This is a genomic window from Citrobacter sp. TBCS-15 (genome assembly GCF_005280815.1).
GTDB lineage: Bacteria > Pseudomonadota > Gammaproteobacteria > Enterobacterales > Enterobacteriaceae > Citrobacter > Citrobacter werkmanii.
In genome coordinates this window covers 47,141-68,937 of sequence record NZ_SZWK01000312.1, presented here as the reverse complement: position 1 = coordinate 68,937, position 21,797 = coordinate 47,141, and the positions used below count along the sequence as shown (strand labels likewise).

The window sequence follows — 21,797 nt, the reverse complement described above, 5'->3', positions numbered from 1 at the left end:
GACTACCTCTGAACTTTGGAATGCAAAATGAAATCTGCTGCCGGAAGTCGATTCCGCATATCGAAACGATCCAACGAATATGCAGATAGTATAACAATCACTTCCTGCTGAATTGATTCAGGTCAGGCCAAATGGTGGTAATTTATACACAAAATGCTGGCCTGGTTCACTTTTTTTACAACGAATTATGAAAGCTCAAACATCTTGCCTTCCTTGGGTACGACGGAACAGGGATCCTGATGAATAATGACATCCGATCCCGGGAAACGTCGCAAAATTGCCTGCTCGACCTGCTCAGCCACTACATGCGCCTGAACGAGCGGCAGATTATCTTCCATTTCCAAATGAATCTGAATAAAGCGGGTCGGCCCTGACTGCCGCGTGCGAAGATCGTGAGCGCCGCTGACTCCCGGCCATGACGTCACGATATCAATAATTTCCTGACGTTCTTCATCGGGTAAAGCGCGATCCAACAATGACTGTACCGCCTCATACCCCATGCGTAATGCGCTATATAAAATATAGATGCCAATCCCGAGCGCAAACAAGGCATCTGCGCGATGCCAGCCGTACCATGCCAGCCCAAGCGCAATGAGAATCGCACCGTTCATCATAACATCAGACTGATAATGAAGCATATCCGCCCTAACGGCCTGACTTTGCGTACGCTTCACCACCCAGCGCTGAAACGAGACCAGTATGATGGTGCACACTAACGCAATGATGGTGACAATCACCCCGACGCCGGGATCTTTCATCGGCGTGGGTTGGATAAGATGCTGAATCCCGGTCAGGAATAAAAACAGCGCCGAACCGGAAATAAACATACTTTGCGCCAACGCCGCCAATGATTCCGCTTTACCGTGTCCAAACGTGTGTTCATCATCGGCCGGTTGCAATGAATAACGCACCACCAACAGGTTGGTTAACGACGCCGCGATATCCACCAAAGAATCCACCAGTGCAGCCAGAATACTGACCGATCCGGTGTACCACCACGCAAAAATTTTGATCAAAAGTAACAGCGATGCCATCACGGTCGCCGCGATTGCCGCCCGGCTAACCAGCCGCCCATAGGTTTGATTCATAAACACTCCTGCCAGGATATGCCGCTAGTATAACGGATGAAGTAAAACAGTCAGGCAATTACCGAGTGACAAATTTTGGGCAAAAAAAAACCCCCACATCATGTGGGGGAAGACAGGGATGGTGTCTATGGCAAGGAAAACAGGGTTACTACTGGGAACGTGAGTTGCTACTACTCAATAAATTCAACGATGAGCTTTTTTGCCAGTGCGCGACGTCGCGCAGTTGCTCCATTCGTTGTTCATGTTTCTCATTTAAAACCGCTTGCTGCTCGGGCGTTAACAGGCGATACATCTGGTTGCGAACCTTGGCTATTTCAACCTGGCGGGCAACCTGTTCCTGCGCCATTCTTTCTGCCTGAGCGCGCACAGCGCTTTCATCAAATTTCTCTGCGGTGACAAGGCGATGCATTGTCTCCATTTCGCTAACATTAACAGGAGGCTGTTCGTGTCTTGCCTGCTGCATTAAATCTCGCATCTGTTGACGTTGATGTTCGGTTAAACTGATACCGTCAAACATGTGGCTCTGTACGCTGCGTTGCGAGGAGCCTTCACCCAGGTGCCAGTGATCGCCTGTGACGACTTCAGCTGCATGGCTTAAAGTACTGAGTGCCAGCGTTGAGGCCATGACGGCAGCGGTTACTTTGCCCATCACTTGCTCCCAAAATCTTTTCTGTCGCGATTCAACGAGAGACAGTTTACGATTCGGGCTGCAAACATGCGTCAGGGGGTGTAAAACAACGTAAAGTCATAGATTAGCGACGCCTGATGACGTAATTTCTGCCTCGGAGGTACGTAAACAATGAATAAAATCCTGTTAGTTGATGATGACCGAGAGCTGACTTCCCTGTTAAAGGAGTTGCTCGAAATGGAAGGTTTCGATGTGCTGGTTGCCCATGATGGGGAACAGGCGCTCGAGCTTCTGGATGACAGCATCGATTTACTTTTGCTCGACGTCATGATGCCAAAGAAAAACGGCATCGATACACTGAAAGCGCTTCGCCAGACACACCAGACCCCCGTAATCATGCTGACCGCTCGCGGCAGCGAATTGGATCGCGTTCTCGGCCTTGAACTGGGCGCGGACGACTATTTACCTAAACCGTTTAACGACCGCGAACTGGTCGCGCGCATCCGCGCTATTCTGCGTCGCTCGCACTGGAGCGAACAGCAGCAGAGCAGCGACAACGGCTCACCGACTCTGGAAGTGGATGCGTTAAGCCTCAACCCGGGTCGCCAGGAAGCCAGCTTCGACGGGCAAACGCTGGAGCTAACCGGCACCGAATTCACCCTGCTTTATTTGCTGGCGCAGCATCTCGGCCAGGTGGTTTCGCGTGAACATCTGAGCCAGGAAGTGCTGGGCAAACGCCTGACGCCTTTCGATCGCGCGATCGACATGCATATCTCAAACCTGCGTCGTAAGCTGCCAGAGCGTAAAGATGGGCATCCGTGGTTTAAAACGCTACGTGGTCGCGGCTACCTGATGGTCTCCGCTTCATGATAGGGAGTTTAACCGCACGCATCTTTGCCATCTTCTGGTTGACGCTGGCACTGGTGTTGATGTTGGTACTGATGCTACCCAAGCTCGACTCACGTCAGATGACCGAGCTACTGGACAGCGAGCAGCGCCAGGGGTTGATGATTGAGCAACACGTTGAAGCTGAACTGGCGAACGATCCACCCAACGATTTAATGTGGTGGCGTCGCTTGTTTCGGGCGATAGACAAGTGGGCGCCGCCAGGACAGCGGTTATTACTTGTTACCACGGAAGGACGCGTGATCGGCGCAGAACGCAACGAAATGCAGATCATTCGTAACTTTATTGGTCAGGCCGATAACGCCGACCATCCGCAAAAGAAAAAATACGGTCGCGTGGAGATGGTCGGGCCTTTTTCCGTCAGAGACGGTGAAGATAACTACCAGCTGTATCTCATTCGACCTGCCAGCAGCTCGCAATCTGACTTTATCAACCTGCTGTTCGACCGACCGCTGTTATTGCTGATCGTCACCATGTTAGTCAGCTCTCCGTTATTGCTCTGGCTTGCCTGGAGCCTGGCGAAACCGGCGCGTAAGCTGAAAAATGCAGCGGATGAAGTGGCCCAGGGCAACCTGCGTCAGCATCCGGAGCTGGAAGCCGGTCCGCAGGAGTTTCTGGCGGCGGGCGCCAGCTTTAACCAGATGGTGACGGCGCTGGAGCGGATGATGACCACGCAGCAGCGCCTGCTGTCGGACATCTCTCACGAGTTGAGAACGCCGTTGACACGTCTGCAACTGGGAACCGCTCTGCTGCGCCGTCGTAGCGGTGAGAGCAAAGAGCTGGAGCGCATTGAAACAGAAGCGCATCGGCTGGACAGCATGATCAACGACCTGCTGGTGATGTCACGTAATCAGCAGAAAAACGCGCTGGTCAGTGAAACGGTGAAAGCCAATCAGCTATGGGGCGAAGTACTGGATAACGCCGCCTTTGAAGCCGAGCAGATGGGTAAATCGCTCACGGTGAATTTCCCGCCGGGTCCGTGGCCGCTGTACGGCAACCCAAATGCGCTGGAAAGCGCGCTGGAAAACATTGTGCGCAACGCCCTACGCTATTCACACACGCAGATTGAAGTGGGCTTCGCGGTGGATAAAGACGGGATCACCATCACCGTTGACGACGATGGTCCGGGCGTCAGCCCTGAGGACCGGGAGCAGATTTTCCGTCCGTTCTACCGTACCGATGAGGCGCGCGATCGCGAGTCTGGCGGAACGGGTCTGGGTCTGGCGATTGTGGAAACCGCGATCCAGCAGCATCGTGGCTGGGTGAAGGCCGAAGACAGCCCGCTGGGTGGTTTACGGCTGGTGATTTGGTTACCGCTGTATAAACGCGCTTAACAGGCTTCCCCGGTCACGTATCGCCGGGGAAGCACTCACATTATGCAGTTGCGGTCGCAGCCGCTAGCTTTTGCTTTTTGATCCGCTTCACCAGAATTGTCGAACAGATAAAGCCCATTAAGCTGAACGCAATCATCACGCTAAAAACATAGTTGTAGCCTGTGATGCCGCTATTGGTGTCCAGCAAATATCCGTATAACGTGTACGCAAACATGGCGGGCATATAACCGATGATGCAACCAAACGCCATTGCCGAACCGGCATACTCACGTGGCGTACCAATCTCATCCATCGGCGCGAAGAAAATCGCACGCTGTGAGAAGATAATCGCCCCGAATCCTAATGTAGCGGCCATACCGATATACACGTTCATTGTTTGATGCGGCAACTGCATGAAAACAAGCATCGCAACGGCAGAGATCAGAAAGGTCCATTTCAGGTACACCGTAGGCGATTTAGCAACCTTATCCGCCAGCAGCCCACCAATCGGCCCTCCTACCATTTTTAACGCATATTGGTTAATGATGCCGTACGCGCCGACCAGTGCTACCGGCAACATGTAGATGTCTTTTAAGAAGGGGATAAAGTAAGTCAGCCCACAATATGCGGCGTAAACGAAGAAAATCCCTAAAGAAGCCAACCAGACGTTAGGACAGGACAAAACATGTTTAATCCCCTTTAACACTTCCATATTGGCACTGGTATTCTCGCCGCCTTTCACTTTGTCGTCATCGACTATAAAGTACGTCACAATACCTGCCGCAAGCGTAATGACCGTATAAAACAACAGACCCGCCTGCATTCCCGCTTTGCCTTCACCAAACTGAACAAAAACAAACAGGGCACCAGAAGCGACGATGACATCCACCACGCCACGTCCGGCTTCTAAAAAGCCAAACATGCGGCCTTGTTCTTCTTTCGTACCCAGCAGACGTACGGCTTTCAGCAATACCGGCCAATACACCACATCGGCAAAAAACGCCATTGCGGCAAAGCAAATGAGATAACCGGTAAATGACGGTAGCGTTGCCAGATATAAACCGCAAAGCCCAACACCGATCAGACCAAAGGGTAATAATATTTTCTTAGAATAACGGTCTGCAATATAGAGCGAAAGAAACAGGCCGGTTGTCTGAACAATCGTATAAACCGTAAAACTCAAGCCAATCTGCGTATTGGTTAAACCCCAGTCATTTTGCATTGGCACATAGAAAACATCTTTCATACTTGAAAGTTTGAATATTGTGCCGCCGCCTAAAATCAAAAAACAAAGCCTTGCCCATTTATTCATGAACATGAGTAAACCCTCATTGCTTGTTGAGAGAAATATTTAGATTAATTTATATAATTAATAAAATTGTAGAGTTATTTTCATAACCCTGTTCGCATTTAGTAAGATTTTAAAAAGTTATTGATTACCTATAAATTTATTACACAAGTCACGAATATATTTTATTTGAGCCAGAGCATGTTCTTTTTCCTGCGCCAGTCGCGCATCAATCATGTCAGCGTCGGGTAGCGGCGTATAACTTGCATCGCGCCATGGGATCCAGGGATTATCACCTTCATCATCGAAACGAAATGCCGGAGCATAATATTCAACTTCTTCTTCCAGACCAAAAGCATGTACTTGTGGTTTATCTTCACCTAAGAGTAATAATGCCTTGAGCATCTCCTCCATGGGTAAGTCGCCGTATCCTGAACGACAAGCCTCATGCCCCCAGCCTTTACCTTCTTTAATAATTTTAGCGTCTTTAATATGTACCTGAGTGATCCAAGGAGACATGACCTCTAACGCAGAAAGCGGCTGCTCATTAGCGTTAATCATGTTGCCAAAATCAAACAGAATAGAGAGATTCTTCATCCCACTATTCTTAACCAGCGTCACCAGTTCATGACCTTGCAGATCTTCATGCTGTTCGATGGTAAAGCTTAGGCCGCAGTCATCATGCTGAGACAACCACGCAATATCATTAGCGATCTTCGCCATAACATCGTTGAGATGCCCTTCATAGCGCGGGTAGAAACGAACTGACGTTGCGCCAGTTGCCATGGCAATACGGATCGCATCCGTCAATGTCGCCTGGTCCGATGCGCTGGTTTCAATATGCACATCCAAATTATATTTTTTGGCCTTTTCTTTAAAATCGTGTAACTGCCGATCGTTTAGTTTCTGCAGTGACTGGGACTCGCCATCCTCAACATGTATTTTTACACCTTTTAATTTTTGCTGATATGCAATATCCAGAAGATCGCCAGGGAGGACTCTCTCATAGCGCATATTCAGATGAAAGGCATAAGCATGTAGGTACAGCGGTATATTTCTCGCGCGTTCAGCGAGAAGTTCCTGGTTATATTTTCCCATAGTTTTCTCATTCATCACGAATAACAAGTTCCACTGATTCAAGTCGCCAGTATTCAAAATCAACCTGAACCACTTTTTTGTCTCGGGTTGCCCGATGTTTTTCTACTAAAATTCCATAAGTATTTGGCGCAACGCCCAGTTCTTTGCAGGCCACTTCCGGCATATTGACCGGTTTAAAAATCATCTCTTTGATATTTAAAACATGACCGAACGCATCTTCCCAGACGCTGGCAAAAGACTGATTGCCAAGTTTATTTATAAATCCCGGTGCAACATCGGCATCAATATAGGATTCATGGTAAAACACTTTATGTGAATCAAGACCACACCAGCCGGTAACTAAATAACGATCGCCGGAGGAGAGAAAAACATCATCAACATGGTGCGGAACCGTCTCAATCGTTTCCTTGGTCAAATAATCCCAAAAAGGTTTACGCCCCTGGGCACAGGCCTCGGCATTGAAGCTGGAAAGTGATTTCGGGTTATAAATGAATCGCTTCGATGAAATAAACCACCCGCTACGGTTCTTGCGGAAAATACGTGCATCAATCTCCAGCTCGATCAGAACCTGACGTAAGGTCATGCGCTTTGCATCCAGCAGCTCACATAGCTCTCTCTCCGAAGGCAATTTGGAGCCCGCTGGCAAATTATTCTCGTTTAACCAGCTTTCAAAGCGCTCTCTGAGCACATCAACATTGTTTTTCTTTTTCATCTCATTCAATCTGGTTTAAACCAATTTGAAGCTAAGATATTTGAGTGCACGAAATACTCAAGTTTTTTTTCAACGCAGCGTTTCTTTTTGTGGGCCAGGTATCAAGAATGGCCTGGACACATGGCGCGACAGGCAGGTTTTAGTACGTGAGGAGATGAACCATGAGGACGATAAATCAGGTGTCGCCACCTGATTTAATGGCAAGCTAAAGGTGAGCGTTATTTGCCCCACAAACGGCGGGAATTATCTTCGATCTTGCCGCTTAAACGGCGCTTTTGCATCGTTCTGGTCCAGCTCTTCGATAACCCAGCAGCCGACAGTAAACGGTGATACTGCGAGTCATCAAACGGCATATGCCAGGCAATGGCAATCGCCTCGCGCACGCTGACGTCGCTCACGCGTGACGCCAGGATCAACGGCGCGTCTGCCGACACCTGGCCGGGAGCGATGACGCTACACAGCCAGCCCGTCTTGCCCGCATCCTGCATCTGGGTGGCCATATCGCTGATGCCAAAATGGAAATTCAGCTTAAAGCACGGCGAGCGCGGCTGTGTGACCTGAATCAGCGCGTCTCCCCACTGGAAAATGTCGCCAATATACACATTCTCTTCTGTCAGCCCCTCAGTGGAGAGGTTTTCGCCAAAAGCGGGGGAGACAAATAACTCCGCCTGCTCCGGAAACTCTTGTCTCCAGTGCTGATAGTGTTCACGCGGATAGTGGCACAGCGCGCGATCCGGCCCGCCGTGAATTTTCGTTTCCGCCTGTTCATCCCCCGTCAGGCCCAGCTCGGTCAGCATCAGCTCACCATCGACCTGAACTTTAGCAATCGCGCTGGGACGACTTCCCGTATAGTCCCGAATCTTGCCTGTAAAAACATCGACCGGATATCGCATCTGTTCCCTCTCCCGATAAATTTCCCCCATTACACCATATTTATTTTATCCCAGTCGCTCAAAATGAGAGCACGGTTCACATGAAACTTAAGGACACATGCTATCAATGTAATCTGGTTTTGAAACATCATTTCAAATAAGGAGTCGACTACGTGACTGGTCAATCGCAATTTGCTGGCGTCTGGTGCCCTTCCATTACGCCAATGGACAATGACGGCAAGATCGATCTCAACGGTCTGAGCCAGCATCTTAAACGCCTTACCGAGGCCAAAATCGACGTGATTTTGCTGATGGGCAGCATCGGGGAGTTTGCTTCCTTTACGCTCGAAGAACGACTGCTGCTGATCCGTGAAGCCCGGGCCATGAGCTCGCTGAAGATGGTCGCCAACGTCTCATCCACCTGCCAGAATGATGTTCTGTTGATGGCGCAGGAAGCGTATCGCGCAGGTTATGATGCCGTGATGATCCTGCCGCCTTATTACTACGGACAAACGGCGAAACAGCTGCTGAGTTACTTCCGCCAGTTGGGACAGAAACTCAGCGGTAAATGGTTTGCCTATAATTTCCCGGCGCGTACCGGCTGTGATTTAACGCCGGAGCTGGTTGCCACTCTCGCTGCCGAGTTCCCAAATTTCGCAGGCATCAAAGATACCGTCGACTGTCAGTCACATACCCGCAGCATGATTCAGACAACGCGCGCCGTGCGGGAAGATTTTGCCGTACTGTCCGGTTATGACGAATACTACATTCCTAACCTGCTGGCAGGCGGGGCGGGGATTATTTCAGGGTTGAACAACGTTATGCCGGAACTGTTTGTCAGTGCGCGGGAGGCGTTTAAGCAGGGCGATCTGGCGACGTTTCTCGATATTCAGGACCAGATTGGCACCTATATGTCCATCTACGCCATTGGCGAAGATTTTGTCACCACCATCAAAACCGTGGTATCGCGTAAGTTTGGCTACTGCACCGGTGTGTCACGTAATGCTGGCGGAGAGTTGAATGAGGGGGAATGTCGGACTATTGATGAGGTGTTCGTCGTCAAAGGTTAACTGACTAAGCCGGATGGCGCAGACCATCCGGCAAAAGAGGCTTACTTCACGGTACCACGAAGATCAATTTCCGCCGCCCTGGCTTTGACCTTTTTCGACCAGATGGACGTGATAATCGGTACCAGAATGGAGGTCACAATCACCGAGGTCGCCACCAGAGAGGTTGCCGCTGGCGCCATCGGTTTAAATGCCGGAACCATTTCAGCAATCAGTACCGGCGTGGCAACCGCCGCACCCGCTGAGCTGGAAGCGGCAATCCCCGCTGTTCCATCGCCGCCGCCAATCAGTTTATCGGCGATAATCAATGGGATCCCGGTGATGATAATCACCGCCACGCCCAACAGAATCCCCAGCACGCCGGTCTGCGCAATCACGCTCAAATCAATGGTGTTACCCAGCGCGAAGGCGAAGAACGGGATCAGAGTCTGCACAGCTTTGCTGAAGAACTCCCGCAGTTCAGGGTCCAAATTACCCAGCGCAAAACCAATCAGGAAGGGTAATACGGCCCCCACAAACACGTGTGGTTCAAACGAAGCAATCCCCGCGGTACCCAGAATCACCATGGTCATCAGCGGGCCTGATTCCAGAGACATCAGGACAAATGCCCCGGCCTCTTCTTTGGTGCCATACTGCTGCATAATCGAGGCGTACAGCCCACCGTTGGTCATATCCATGGCGGCCACCAGCGCCAACGTGGACAACCCGGCGAAGAACCCGACTTCCACACCGTGTTCCGGCAGGATGCGTGAGGCAATCGCCGCTACCACCCACGCCACCAGAATTTTGGTGATGACCAGCGTGCCTGATTTACGCAGCACGGTGCCGGTTGCGCTTAGCTTAATCGACGCGCCCATACAAAAGAACCAGACCGCCAGAATAGGCACCGTACCGGTGATCATACCGTTGGTAAATGAGCCGAAATATTTCCCGGCGCCGGGTGAAAAGGTGTGACATAACGCGCCGAGGAAAAGCGGCACCAGCATCATCCCGCCAGGGATTCTCTCTATCGTTCGTTTGATCTGCATTTCCATCACCTGTAGACATAAAAATGGGGCAATTTTTATGGGCGATTGCATCTTACTTTTGAGATGCGCCCGTCTTGATGAACAGAAGATAGACATTCAGAGGAATTATAAAAGTGATCCCACCCGCACAATAAAACATTGTTTCAATTTAAATGGATCAATGTTCCCATGTTGATTTTGATCACAAAAAAGCCCCCACAAGCAGCGCTTGCAGGGGCATTATTTAAGCGTAGAACTTATTTTTTAGCGGCGAAACGCGCAGCAGCTTCATCCCAGTTCACCACGTTCCAGAACTCTTTAATGTAGTCCGGACGGCGGTTCTGGAATTTCAGGTAGTAAGCGTGTTCCCAAACATCCAGACCGACGATCGGGAAGCCGGAAGCGCCAGAAATTGCTTCACCCATCAACGGGGAATCCTGGTTAGCGGTGGAAACGACAGCCAGTTTGTCACCTTGCAGCACCAGCCACGCCCAGCCGGAACCAAAGCGGGTGGCTGCTGCTTTTTCGAATTCAGCTTTGAAGTTGTCAACAGAGCCGAAGTCGCGTTCGATAGCCGCTTTCAGGTCGCCCTGCAGCGTAGTGCCGGTTTTCAGGCCTTTCCAGAACAGGCTGTGGTTAGCGTGGCCGCCTGCGTTGTTGCGCAGTACGGTTTTCTTGTCCGCTGGCAGTTGATCCAGTTTGGTGATCAGCTCTTCAGCCGACAGGCTGGCGAATTCAGGCAGACTTTCCAGCGCAGCGTTGGCGTTGTTTACGTAAGTCTGGTGGTGTTTGGTATGGTGAATTTCCATCGTCTGCTTATCGAAGTGCGGTTCAAGGGCATCATAAGCGTACGGCAGGGATGGCAGTGTATAACTCATAATCATCTCCAGTGTTGTCGGGCGGCCAGTGTTAACGCCGCGTAAGCAGTTGGGTCATTATAGTTAATTAAATGATATTGAAAATGATTATCAATGCCGTACTTTTTACAAGGTTTTAGTCATTCAGTCTATTGCAAAAGTTGTGAACCGAATCACCCACTTAACGTGATGATTGCCAACATGCGTAAAATGGCGGCAAGCGTTAAAAGGTTAACACCTTGCGTAATTTTTAAACTCGTTAGGTCGGAGGGGTCATTACCGACGATAAAAAATAACGAGGATTAAGTCATGAGTAACGCGATTACGATGGGTATCTTTTGGCATTTGATAGGCGCAGCCAGTGCCGCCTGTTTCTATGCCCCGTTCAAGCAGGTCAAACATTGGTCATGGGAAACGATGTGGTCGGTGGGCGGGATCGTCTCCTGGCTTATCCTTCCGTGGACTATCAGCGCTATGTTACTTCCCAATTTCTGGGCCTATTTCAGCTCCTTCAGCCTTTCCACACTGGCCCCGGTATTTCTTTTCGGTGCGATGTGGGGGATTGGCAACATTAACTATGGCCTGACTATGCGTTATCTCGGTATGTCGATGGGTATCGGCATTGCGATAGGTATTACGCTGATTGTCGGCACACTGATGACCCCGATTATCAACGGCAACTTTGACGTGCTGATCAACACCTCCGGCGGACGCATGACGCTGCTTGGCGTACTGGTCGCACTGATTGGCGTGGGCATTGTTACCCGTGCGGGTCAATTAAAAGAACGCAAAATGGGCATCAAAGCCGAAGAGTTCAACCTGAAAAAAGGGTTGGTTCTGGCGGTCATGTGCGGCATTTTCTCCGCAGGGATGTCATTTGCGATGAACGCCGCGAAACCGATGCACGATGCCGCCGCCGCATTGGGTGTAGACCCGTTGTATGTCGCCCTGCCCAGCTATGTGGTTATCATGGGCGGTGGTGCGCTGGTCAACCTGGGTTTTTGCTTCATTCGTCTGGCAAAAGTGAAGAACTTGTCGATAAAAGCCGACTTCTCGCTAGCTAAACCGCTGATCATCAGCAACGTGCTGCTCTCCGCGCTCGGTGGCTTGATGTGGTATCTGCAATTTTTCTTCTACGCCTGGGGCCACGCGCGTATTCCGGCACAGTATGACTATGTAAGCTGGATGCTGCACATGAGTTTTTATGTCCTGTGCGGTGGGATTGTTGGTCTGGTATTGAAAGAGTGGAAGAATGCGGGTCGCCGTCCGGTCAGCGTACTGAGCCTCGGCTGCGTGGTGATTATCGTCGCGGCAAATATTGTTGGTCTGGGAATGGCCAGCTAAGCATGCTGGGTACTGAGATGACGCCACTGGCTCGGCGTCATCCCGGTTTCCCGCGTAAACACCACCGAAAAGTAGTTACTGTCCTCAAAGCCGCAGCGCATGGAAATCTCACTAATCATTAACCGGCTATGCTTGAGCAGATATTGAGCATGGCAGACCCGCACCTGGCGGAGATACTGGTTGATGGTCATCCCGGTCTGGCTACGAAACTGCTGGCGCAAAACGCGCTCGCTGCACTGTTCGCGCTCGCAAAATTTATCCAGTGCGAAAGCATGCTCATGGCTCCCGGCTAACGCGGTAATGAGTTTATCCAACAGCGTTTCACTCGACGTTGCCGGGAGCGTATCTGTGGCATAACGATGGCGTTTAAGGAGTGTCACCAGTTGCCCGAATAGCAGTTCCGCCATGCTAAAAGCCTGCGCATCGCGTTGATTACTTTCATGCTCAAGCTGGCTTATCACCTGCCGGGCCTGAGTCATACCTACGCTGCCGAGTCGCCAGTGCGGCTGCCGTGGCGTACCGTTAAATCCGGGGATCGCCCCTTCCCAGTCAACATTCAGCGTCAACCGCTCCGGGCAGTAGATGATATTTTGCAACACAAGGTCGTTTACGGAAGTGTAGGAATGTTTGTCTTCGGCGCGAATGTAAAACAGATCGCCACGGGTTATTCGGTATGGACGATCGTTAAGGACATGCAGACCATTGCCGCGCCAGACCAGGACCAGCTCGCAAAATTCATGGGTATGCTCCGCAAAGACATCCTGCGGATAGCGGTCAGCCACGGCAACAGCCTGCTGCTCATGCGCAAAAAAATCTGATTTCAGAAGGATTAGCTGATTCGCCACCGCATTACCTCAACCTGGACACTTGCCGGATAAGGCGCAGCCGCCATCCGGCATGAAAGGGTATGATTATCAGCAAACGGGCGGTAAAAAACGTTGATAGCTTTCGCGTTACTGCAGGCTGCTTCCCGCCATGAGATCGCGCCCCTGGCGAATATCGCGTGGCGACCACTCGAACTCACGGCGAAAAAGCGTCGAAAAGTGATTACTGTCGCCGAAACCGCAGAGATACGCGATATCGGTCACGCTGTCATCACTGTGGCGAAGCAGATGTCTCGCTTTAATAAGCCGCAGACGGTTAAGGTAGCGCTGGGGCGTCAATCCCGTTTGTTGTTTAAGCTGGCGGTGCAGTGTGCGCAAAGAGAGCGAAAACTTCTCGGCCAGCGCCTCCCAACACACCTCGTCAGCAAAGTTATCTTCCAGCCACGCCATCAGAAGGTTAAGCCGCGCGTCGTTATCGGTTGCCGCTGCCATCAGGCTGCTTTTACGCAACACGACCAGTAGCTGCATAAACAGAATTTCACGATTTGCTGCCGTTGGCGTATCCATCCCGTCACCAAGCGCTTCCATTTGCCCCACCAACTGTCGGACCTGCTGTAATACCCCCTGGTTTACCCGCCAATGGGATGGATACTGCCCATTCTGTTCCTGAGGTAAAAGCTGATTCAGCCCGGCTAAAAATTGAAACGCATCCGGGGATCGATACAGGACATTGGTCAGACATAAATTGTCCGTATGCTCATATAAATGCCGGTCATGATCGCGGACGAAACACACCGTACCACCGCTGATGGTGTAAGGCTGTCCGTTGAACACATGGATTCCCGTACCATGCTCGACCACCACAATCTCATGAAAATCATGATGATGTTCAGGAAATGCGGGTTGAGGAAGCCGTGGTTCAATAGCCACTGGCGCTTTACCTGTCGGAAAAAAGTCTACGCAATGCAGTACAGTCATGACGGCTCCCCCTGTTTAGCGAATATGGCTGAATAGTAATTAAGGGTTACTACCCTCACCTTAAATTTTTGACGCCAAAGTGCGTAAACACGGTCAATTCTTCAAGATACGGCGGGAAAGATCGGGAATTGCGGAAGGCGTCACATCTGCCCGAATCCGCCCCATGAGTAGAAACTGTGAACATCATCACGTTCACCTTTGCCATGTTGCCAGCCGCTAATTGTGCCTGTCACTGTTGAGAAGGTAGGCCTTATTCGGGGTTCTTAGACTGAGTGCAATAAAACTCAGAAGGACCTCGCTATGACTTTTCGCCATTGTGTCGCTGTCGATCTCGGCGCATCCAGCGGGCGCGTAATGCTGGCGCGTTACGACAGTGAACACCGCACCCTGACGCTGCGTGAAATCCACCGCTTCACTAACTGCCTGCAAAAAACGGACGGTTTTGACACCTGGGACATCGACAGCCTGGAAAACGACATTCGTCTGGGTCTGAAGAAAGTCTGCGATGAAGGCATTCGGATAGACAGCATCGGCATTGATACCTGGGGGGTGGATTACGTGCTGGTCGATAACGCCGGTCAGCGCGTCGGTCTGCCGGTCTCATACCGTGACAACCGCACGACGGGCATTATGGCGCAGGCGATGAAGCAGCCGGGTAAAAATGAAATTTACCGTCGTAGCGGTATTCAGTTTCTGCCTTTTAACACCTTGTATCAGTTGCGCGCGCTGGTTGAACAGCAACCAGAACTGATTCCGCAGGTGGCGCATGCCCTGCTGATCCCCGACTACTTCAGCTTTCGCCTGACCGGTGAAATGAACTGGGAATACACCAATGCCACCACCACCCAGTTAGTCAATATCAATACCGACGACTGGGATGACACGCTGCTGGCGTGGACCGGGGCAGACAAAGCCTGGTTTGGTCGCCCGACGCATCCGGGGAACGTCATTGGCCACTGGATTTGCCCGCAGAAAAATCAAATTCCGGTCGTGGCGGTTGCCAGTCACGACACAGCCAGCGCGGTCATTGCTTCGCCGCTCGCCGATAAAAACAGCGCGTATCTCTCTTCCGGCACCTGGTCGCTGATGGGGTTTGAGAGCAGCACACCGTATACCAACGATGCGGCGTTGGCGGCGAATATCACCAACGAAGGCGGCGCGGAAGGGCGCTACCGGGTACTGAAAAATATCATGGGACTATGGCTGCTCCAGCGCGTATTAAAAGAGCGCCAGATCGACGATCTGCCAACGCTTATCGCCGAAACGCAAGCGCTGCCAGCCTGCCAGTTCCTGATAAACCCGAACGACGATCGCTTTATCAACCCCGACGATATGAGTGCGGAAATTCAGGCGGCCTGTCGTGAATCAGGCCAACCTGTTCCACTGCAAAACGCCGAACTGGCGCGCTGCATCTTCGACAGCCTGGCTCTGCTGTATGCCGACATTCTGCAAGAGTTAGCAGACCTGCGTGGTGCAGCGTTTAGCCAGTTGCACATTGTTGGTGGCGGTTGCCAGAACGCGTTACTGAATCAGCTGTGCGCGGATGCCTGCGGTATTCGCGTTATGTCCGGCCCGATTGAGGCCTCCACGCTCGGCAACATCGGCATCCAGTTGATGGCGCTGGACGAGCTTAACAACGTCGATGATTTCCGTCAGGTAGTGCGCGCCAACTACGACCTGACCACCTTCATTCCCAATCCGGAAAGTGAAATTGCCCGCTACCAGGCGCAGTTTCAATCACTACGACAGACAAAGGAGCTTTGCGCATGACCACTCAACTTGAACAAGCCTGGGAACTGGCAAAACTGCGTTTCGCCGCGGTAGGTATTGATGTCGAGGCGGCCTTACGCCAGCTCGATCGTCTGCCGGTCTCCATGCACTGCTGGCAGGGCGATGACGTCGCCGGTTTCGAAAACCCGGAAGGCTCGCTCACTGGCGGAATTCAGGCTACCGGCAACTATCCGGGCAAAGCGCGCAACGCGACCGAACTGCGTGCCGATCTTGAGCAGGCGCTGAGCCTGATACCGGGACCAAAACGTCTGAACCTGCATGCGATCTATCTGGAATCTGATACGCCGGTTGCCCGCGACCAAATCAAACCGGAACACTTCAAAAACTGGGTTGAGTGGGCGAAAGCAAACCAGTTAGGGTTGGATTTCAATCCGTCCTGCTTTTCTCACCCACTGAGCGCCGACGGCTTCACGCTGGCCCACGCCGATGACCACATTCGCCAGTTCTGGATCGATCACTGCAAAGCCAGCCGTCGCGTCTCGGCGTATTTTGGCGAGCAGTTGGGTACACCGTCGGTGATGAACATCTGGATCCCGGACGGTATGAAAGATATCACCGTTGACCGTTTAGCGCCGCGCCAGCGCCTGCTGGAAGCACTGGACGAAGTGATCAGCGAGAAACTCGACCCGGCGCACCATATCGACGCCGTTGAGAGCAAGCTGTTTGGCATCGGTGCCGAAAGCTACACCGTCGGCTCCAACGAGTTCTATATGGGCTACGCCACCAGCCGCCAGACTGCGCTGTGCCTGGATGCGGGTCACTTCCATCCAACTGAAGTGATTTCCGACAAAATCTCCGCCGCCATGCTGTATGTACCGCGCCTGCTGCTGCACGTCAGTCGTCCGGTGCGCTGGGACAGCGATCACGTGGTGCTGCTGGATGATGAAACTCAGGCGATTGCCAGCGAGATCGTCCGCCACAACCTGTTTGACCGCGTACACATCGGTCTCGACTTCTTCGACGCCTCTATTAACCGCATCGCCGCGTGGGTTATCGGCACCCGCAATATGAAAAAAGCCCTGCTGCGCGCGTTGTTAGAACCAACCGAGCAACTGCGTCAGCTCGAAGCCAGCGGCGACTACACCGCACGTCTGGCGCTGCTGGAAGAGCAAAAATCACTGCCATGGCAGGCCGTTTGGGAAATGTATTGCCAGCGCCACGACACGCCAGCGGGCAGCCAGTGGCTGGACAGCGTTCGCGCTTATGAAAAAGAGATCCTGAGCAAACGTAGCTGATTGCGACACCTGATCTGTAGGCCGGATACGACGCCTCGCGTCGCCATCCGGCAGTAAATGAAACATGATTGCCGGATGGCGCTGCGCTTATCCGGCCTACGTAAGACCCGATAACGTTCGGGCAATAAACAGGAACACCGAAGATGCAAAACATTACTACTTCCTGGTTCGTCCAGGGGATGATCAAAGCCACTTCTGATGCGTGGCTAAAAGGCTGGGACGAGCGTAACGGCGGCAACCTGACGCTGCGGCTGGATGAAGCAGACATCGCGCCATTTAGCGCCGACTTTCACGAAAAACCGCGCTATATTGCGCTGAGTCAGCCTATGCCGTTGCTGGCGAATACGTCCTTTATCGTCACCGGCTCGGGTAAATTTTTCCGTAACGTTCAGCTCGATCCGGCGGCAAATTTAGGCGTAGTGAAAGTGGACAGCGACGGCGCGGGCTATCACATCCTTTGGGGCCTGACCCACGAAGCGGTACCAACCTCCGAATTGCCGGCTCACTTCCTCTCTCACTGCGAACGTATTAAAGCGACGAACGGCAAAGATCGCGTGATCATGCACTGTCACGCCACCAACCTGATCGCCCTGACCTATGTGCTGGAAAACGACACCGCGCTGATGACGCGCAAACTGTGGGAAGGCAGCACCGAGTGCCTGGTGGTGTTCCCGGATGGCGTCGGCATTTTGCCGTGGATGGTGCCGGGTACGGATGAAATCGGCCAGGCGACCGCGCAGGAAATGCAGAAGCATTCGCTTGTTCTTTGGCCGTTCCATGGCGTGTTCGGCAGCGGCCCCTCTCTCGATGAAGCATTCGGTTTGATCGACACCGCAGAGAAATCAGCAGAAGTTTTAGTCAAAATCTATTCGATGGGCGGTATGAAGCAGACCATCACGCGTGAAGAACTGGTCGCACTCGGCAAACGTTTTGGCGTGACTCCGCTGGCAAGCGCACTAGCATTATAAGGAGAATAGTGATGAGCTTTATGTTAGCACTACCCAAAATTAGCCTGCATGGCGCTGGAGCGATTGCCGATATGGTGAACCTCGTGGCGAATAAGCAATGGGGCAAAGCGCTGATCGTCACCGATGGTCAACTGGTGAAGCTGGGCCTGCTGGACAGCCTGTTTGCCGCGCTGGATGAACATCAAATGTCTTACCACCTGTTTGATGAGGTATTCCCAAACCCGACAGAAGAGCTGGTGCAGAAAGGTTTTGCGGCGTATAAGAGCGCAGAATGTGACTACATTATCGCCTTCGGCGGCGGCAGCCCGATCGATACCGCTAAAGCGGTGAAAATCCTGACCGCCAACCCGGGTCCTTCTACCGCATACTCCGGCGTGGGCAAAGTGAAAAATGCCGGCGTTCCGCTGGTCGCCATCAATACCACCGCCGGTACAGCTGCAGAAATGACCAGCAATGCGGTGATTATCGACTCTGCTCGCAAGGTTAAAGAGGTGATCATCGACCCGAACATCATCCCGGATATCGCCGTGGATGATGCCAGCGTGATGCTGGAAATCCCGGCTTCCGTTACCGCCGCAACCGGTATGGACGCCCTGACGCACGCGGTGGAAGCCTATGTTTCCGTCGGCGCGCATCCACTCACTGACGCCAACGCGCTGGAAGCGATTCGCTTAATCAATCTGTGGCTACCGAAAGCGGTTGACGATGGTCATAACCTCGAAGCCCGTGAACAAATGGCATTTGGTCAGTATCTGGCGGGTATGGCATTTAACAGCGCCGGTCTGGGTCTGGTGCATGCGCTGGCGCACCAGCCGGGCGCAACCCACAACCTGCCGCACGGCGTCTGCAATGCCATCCTGCTGCCAGTAATCGAAAACTTTAACCGCCCAAACGCCGAGGCTCGCTTTGCCCGCGTGGCGCAGGCGATGGGCGTCGATACCCGCGGCATGAGCGATAAAGCGGCAAGCATGGAAGCCATTAACGCCATTCGCGCCCTGAGCAAGCGGGTAGGTATTCCAGCCGGTTTCAGCCAGCTTGGCGTGACCAAAGAAGATATTGAAGGCTGGTTGGATAAAGCATTGGCCGATCCGTGTGCGCCATGTAACCCACGCACCGCCAGTCGCGATGAAGTCCGCGAGCTATATCTGGAGGCGTTATGATCCGCAAAGCGTTTGTGATGCAGGTGAATGCCGACGCGCACGTTGAGTACCAGCGTCGTCATAATCCCATTTGGCCTGAGCTGGAATTAGTACTGAAACAACACGGCGCCCATCACTACGCGATTTATCTTGATCAGGAGCGTAATCTGCTGTTCGCCACCGTTGAGATTGAGTCCGAGGAGCGCTGGAATGCCGTTGCCAGCACCGACGTTTGCCAGCGTTGGTGGAAACATATGCGCGACGTTATGCCAGCCAACCCGGACAACAGCCCGCTCAGCGCAGAGCTAAAAGAGGTGTTCTATCTGCAGTAAGTCGTGTGCCCGGTGGCGCAAGCTTACCGGGCACACGGTTTTATTTTTTGTAGGCCGGATAAGCGATAGCGCCATCCGGCAATTTCAATTCTGCTCAGAAACCAGAATCGCCTGGGTGTCAGGCTCCAGTGCTTTAAAGATATGCGCCCGATCGGCGGGGTAACAAATGTAGTCGCCCTCACCTAACTCTTCCGGCGCTTCCGTCAATCCCACCATCGCCTTACCTTGCGTCACGATAATATGTTCAACCGATCCCGGTGGATGCGGCTGTGAAATACGATCCGCGCCCGGTTGCGTCAGCAGCAGATAGATATCCCGCCGCGCGCCCGGTGGGCAGGCGGCCAGTAAAATGGCCTGATAGTGGGCCTGTTCCGCCACGACTTTTGTCCCTTCGCCGCGGCGAATCACCTGCGTTTTTTGCTCTTGCGGCTCCAGCAGGCGCGCAAAAGGGATATCCAACGCCACACACAGCGACCACAGCGTTTCCAGGCTAGGATTGCCATTACCCGCTTCCAACTGTGAGAGCGTCGATTTTGCAATCCCCGCGCGGCGGGCAATCTCTGCCAGTGACAAACCGGTGCGCTGACGTTCACGCACCAGGCTTTTCGCGATCATACTGATGGGCTGGGTCATTCACGACTCCATGTTTTTTATATCGAACGAATCGTTCGACTTGTAAAGCTAAATTGTTGCGTTCATTATAATGGAAATTCGTTCGATATGGCTAAAATGGTATGAAACATTATTTTTCCTGTCTCAAAGGCGACACGCTGAAAGCAATATTTCTCGTCTGTCTGGCCGTCGGCGTTGTCGGCATGTCATATGGCTCGCTGGCGATGGCCTACGGTTTCCCGCTGTGGGTACCATTTGTGCTTTCTATTACGGTGCTGGCGGGCGCATCCGAGTTTATGTTTATCGGCATCGTCGCCAGCGGCGGTAACCCACTGGCGGCTGCGGCTGCCGGTTTACTGGTGAACGCCCGACACGTACCTTTTGGCGTTACGGTGCGTGACCTGGTAGGCTCTCGTGTCGCCAGCCTCCTCGGCTGCCATATCATGAACGACGAAAGCGTGGTGTTTGGCCTGTCGCAAAAAACGCCGGAACAGCGTAAAGCCGCCTACTGGCTATGCGGTCTGGGCGTCGCCCTATTCTGGCCGATTGGCACGCTGATTGGCGCAGGTGTCGGCAAACTGCTCCCGGCCCCAGAAACCATCGGTCTGGATGCCGTTTTCCCTGCCATTTTGTTGGCCTTAGTGGTCCCGGCCTTTAAAAACCGCACCACGCTGATCCGCGCCTGCAGCGGTGCCGCGCTGTCGCTTGCCGCCATTCCCTTTGCGCCGGTGGGTTTACCGGTTCTGCTCTCACTGTTTGGCTTACTGACGAGGAAAAAATAATGGGCAACATGACGCTGTTTATCGTTGGTATCGCCATGTTATCTCTGGGAACGTATTTAATGCGTTTAGGGGGAGCGAAGCTTGGGAGCCGTTTAGCGTTTTCAGAACGCTCGCAGGCGCTGCTTTCTGATGCCGCAACGGTATTGCTGTTCTCCGTCGCGCTGGCGACTACTTTTTATGAAGGTGAACACTTTGCTGGAATGGCGCGCGTTCTTGGGGTTGGCTTCGCGGTCTTTCTCGCCTGGCGTAAAATGCCGTTGATCGTGGTAATCATTGCTGCGGCCGTGGTGACGGCGCTGTTGAGGATGGCGGGAATACACTAATAATATAACGACCCTGACGAAATATTCATCAGGGTAATCGCCTGTAGCATTGTGTGTTTTACCCCACAAAACCACGCGCTAACTCGGCCTCAAATTGTCACTGCACGCTGACATATTGCCGCTCATCTCTTCATCGTCTCACCGTTAAAATCGTATGAAACAGGTTTTAACGGAGTCTCACCATGGCAGCCCTTACAGCTAACTGCATTGACCTGAATATTCAGGGAAATAGCGTTTATTCTATCCTCAAACAGCTGGCGAATATCGCTTTTGATAACAGCTACGTCAGCGATCGTCATCAGTTTTTGCAAACGCTGCTGCTGCGCGAAAAGCTGCACTCCACCGGCTTTGGTTCGGGCATTGCCGTCCCGCACGGCAAAAGCGCCTGTGTTAAGCAGCCTTTCGTCCTGTTCGCGCGTAAATCAGAAAACGTCGACTGGAAGGCCAGCGACGGCGAAGACGTCAACTGCTGGATTTGCCTCGGCGTGCCGCAAACCGGCGAGGACGATCAGGTCAAAATCATCGGCACCCTGTGCCGCAAAATTATCCATCAGGATTTCATCAACCAGCTGAAACAGGGCGACGTCGGTCAGGTGCTTGCCCTGCTCAATCAGACCTTAACCTCATAAGGAA

23 protein-coding genes are annotated in these 21,797 nt (G+C 52.5%); 12 read left to right on the top strand and 11 right to left on the bottom strand.

Translation table 11 applies throughout. The features are described from left to right. Window positions 1–185: 185 nt before the first annotated feature. Entirely contained in the window at window positions 186–1,088 is a 903-nt protein-coding gene (gene fieF / locus FDW96_RS22515) for a CDF family cation-efflux transporter FieF (RefSeq protein WP_038635968.1), read from the bottom strand. Window positions 1,089–1,236: 148 nt separating this feature from the next. After that, window positions 1,237–1,737, bottom strand: a complete 501-nt coding sequence (gene cpxP, locus FDW96_RS22510; protein ID WP_042313421.1) for a cell-envelope stress modulator CpxP — start codon at window positions 1,735–1,737, stop codon at window positions 1,237–1,239. 150 nt (window positions 1,738–1,887) lie between these two features. Here cpxP and cpxR point away from each other — a divergent pair, with 150 nt between their 5' ends. Together cpxR and cpxA are read left to right on the top strand one after the other, a co-directional pair. Continuing rightward, window positions 1,888–2,586 (top strand): envelope stress response regulator transcription factor CpxR, encoded by a 699-nt coding sequence (gene cpxR / locus FDW96_RS22505; RefSeq protein WP_038635960.1) that lies wholly within the window; start codon window positions 1,888–1,890, stop codon window positions 2,584–2,586. After that, window positions 2,583–3,956: an envelope stress sensor histidine kinase CpxA gene (gene cpxA, locus FDW96_RS22500; RefSeq protein ID WP_042313425.1), complete on the top strand. Its 1,374-nt coding sequence runs from the start codon at window positions 2,583–2,585 to the stop codon at window positions 3,954–3,956. Before cpxR ends, cpxA begins: the two co-directional genes overlap by 4 nt. Window positions 3,957–3,996: 40 nt before the next feature. Here the strand turns inward: cpxA and FDW96_RS22495 are convergent, their stop codons facing one another. The 4 genes from FDW96_RS22495 to yiiM form a co-directional block, all read right to left on the bottom strand. Then, on the bottom strand, window positions 3,997–5,247 hold the full coding sequence (locus tag FDW96_RS22495) for an MFS transporter (RefSeq protein WP_087856673.1): 1,251 nt from the start codon (window positions 5,245–5,247) through the stop codon (window positions 3,997–3,999). A 117-nt stretch (window positions 5,248–5,364) separates the two neighbouring features. Beyond that, complete coding sequence (locus FDW96_RS22490; RefSeq protein WP_042313589.1) at window positions 5,365–6,321, bottom strand: sugar phosphate isomerase/epimerase; 957 nt, start codon at window positions 6,319–6,321, stop codon at window positions 5,365–5,367. A gap of 7 nt (window positions 6,322–6,328) precedes the next feature. Further along, window positions 6,329–7,033, bottom strand: coding sequence for a GntR family transcriptional regulator (locus FDW96_RS22485; protein WP_042313430.1), 705 nt, complete (start codon window positions 7,031–7,033; stop codon window positions 6,329–6,331). Window positions 7,034–7,251: 218 nt separating this feature from the next. Beyond that, the gene (gene yiiM, locus FDW96_RS22480) at window positions 7,252–7,926 is read right to left on the bottom strand and encodes a 6-hydroxyaminopurine reductase (RefSeq protein ID WP_137366340.1); all 675 of its coding nucleotides are present in this window, start codon (window positions 7,924–7,926) and stop codon (window positions 7,252–7,254) included. 152 nt (window positions 7,927–8,078) lie between these two features. Here yiiM and FDW96_RS22475 point away from each other — a divergent pair, with 152 nt between their 5' ends. After that, window positions 8,079–8,975: a dihydrodipicolinate synthase family protein gene (locus FDW96_RS22475; RefSeq protein ID WP_137366339.1), complete on the top strand. Its 897-nt coding sequence runs from the start codon at window positions 8,079–8,081 to the stop codon at window positions 8,973–8,975. 41 nt (window positions 8,976–9,016) lie between these two features. Here FDW96_RS22475 and kdgT read toward each other — a convergent pair whose 3' ends face one another. Both kdgT and sodA read right to left on the bottom strand, forming a co-directional pair. Continuing rightward, on the bottom strand, window positions 9,017–10,000 hold the full coding sequence (kdgT, locus tag FDW96_RS22470) for a 2-keto-3-deoxygluconate transporter (RefSeq protein ID WP_038635946.1): 984 nt from the start codon (window positions 9,998–10,000) through the stop codon (window positions 9,017–9,019). A gap of 236 nt (window positions 10,001–10,236) precedes the next feature. Beyond that, complete coding sequence (sodA, locus tag FDW96_RS22465; protein ID WP_038635943.1) at window positions 10,237–10,857, bottom strand: superoxide dismutase [Mn]; 621 nt, start codon at window positions 10,855–10,857, stop codon at window positions 10,237–10,239. Between the two features lie 288 nt (window positions 10,858–11,145). On the opposite strand from sodA, the gene rhaT reads away from it, so the two are divergent. Next, entirely contained in the window at window positions 11,146–12,180 is a 1,035-nt protein-coding gene (gene rhaT, locus FDW96_RS22460) for an L-rhamnose/proton symporter RhaT (RefSeq protein WP_042313441.1), read from the top strand. Here the strand turns inward: rhaT and rhaR are convergent. Together rhaR and rhaS are read right to left on the bottom strand one after the other, a co-directional pair. Next, window positions 12,177–13,025, bottom strand: coding sequence for an HTH-type transcriptional activator RhaR (gene rhaR, locus FDW96_RS22455; protein WP_137350347.1), 849 nt, complete (start codon window positions 13,023–13,025; stop codon window positions 12,177–12,179). The two genes, rhaT and rhaR, sit on opposite strands and share 4 nt — an antisense overlap. Before the next feature lie 108 nt (window positions 13,026–13,133). Further along, entirely contained in the window at window positions 13,134–13,982 is an 849-nt protein-coding gene (gene rhaS / locus FDW96_RS22450; protein ID WP_042313449.1) for an HTH-type transcriptional activator RhaS, read from the bottom strand. A gap of 300 nt (window positions 13,983–14,282) precedes the next feature. Here rhaS and rhaB point away from each other — a divergent pair, with 300 nt between their 5' ends. From rhaB to rhaM, 5 genes are all read left to right on the top strand, one after another. Then, the gene (gene rhaB / locus FDW96_RS22445; protein ID WP_137366338.1) at window positions 14,283–15,752 is read left to right on the top strand and encodes a rhamnulokinase; all 1,470 of its coding nucleotides are present in this window, start codon (window positions 14,283–14,285) and stop codon (window positions 15,750–15,752) included. Next, on the top strand, window positions 15,749–17,008 hold the full coding sequence (rhaA, locus tag FDW96_RS22440; protein ID WP_042313455.1) for an L-rhamnose isomerase: 1,260 nt from the start codon (window positions 15,749–15,751) through the stop codon (window positions 17,006–17,008). Before rhaB ends, rhaA begins: the two co-directional genes overlap by 4 nt. A gap of 143 nt (window positions 17,009–17,151) precedes the next feature. Next, on the top strand, window positions 17,152–17,976 hold the full coding sequence (rhaD, locus tag FDW96_RS22435) for a rhamnulose-1-phosphate aldolase (RefSeq protein ID WP_137366337.1): 825 nt from the start codon (window positions 17,152–17,154) through the stop codon (window positions 17,974–17,976). Window positions 17,977–17,987: 11 nt separating this feature from the next. Further along, window positions 17,988–19,136, top strand: a complete 1,149-nt coding sequence (gene fucO, locus FDW96_RS22430) for a lactaldehyde reductase (protein WP_079225719.1) — start codon at window positions 17,988–17,990, stop codon at window positions 19,134–19,136. Beyond that, complete coding sequence (gene rhaM / locus FDW96_RS22425; protein ID WP_061382576.1) at window positions 19,133–19,447, top strand: L-rhamnose mutarotase; 315 nt, start codon at window positions 19,133–19,135, stop codon at window positions 19,445–19,447. The genes fucO and rhaM overlap by 4 nt, the downstream gene beginning before the upstream one ends. Before the next feature lie 84 nt (window positions 19,448–19,531). On the opposite strand, the gene FDW96_RS22420 is transcribed toward rhaM, so the two are convergent. Continuing rightward, window positions 19,532–20,080 carry a helix-turn-helix domain-containing protein gene (locus tag FDW96_RS22420; protein WP_003825255.1) on the bottom strand — a complete coding sequence of 183 codons (549 nt, stop codon included), beginning with the start codon at window positions 20,078–20,080 and terminating at the stop codon, window positions 19,532–19,534. Between the two features lie 101 nt (window positions 20,081–20,181). On the opposite strand from FDW96_RS22420, the gene FDW96_RS22415 reads away from it, so the two are divergent. The 3 genes from FDW96_RS22415 (at window position 20,182) to FDW96_RS22405 (ending at window position 21,793) form a co-directional block, all read left to right on the top strand. Then, on the top strand, window positions 20,182–20,841 hold the full coding sequence (locus FDW96_RS22415) for an AzlC family ABC transporter permease (RefSeq protein WP_061382577.1): 660 nt from the start codon (window positions 20,182–20,184) through the stop codon (window positions 20,839–20,841). Further along, window positions 20,841–21,164, top strand: a complete 324-nt coding sequence (locus tag FDW96_RS22410) for an AzlD domain-containing protein (RefSeq protein WP_042313473.1) — start codon at window positions 20,841–20,843, stop codon at window positions 21,162–21,164. Before FDW96_RS22415 ends, FDW96_RS22410 begins: the two co-directional genes overlap by 1 nt. Window positions 21,165–21,346: 182 nt before the next feature. After that, on the top strand, window positions 21,347–21,793 hold the full coding sequence (locus tag FDW96_RS22405; protein WP_137350344.1) for a PTS fructose transporter subunit IIA: 447 nt from the start codon (window positions 21,347–21,349) through the stop codon (window positions 21,791–21,793). Window positions 21,794–21,797: the final 4 nt, after the last annotated feature.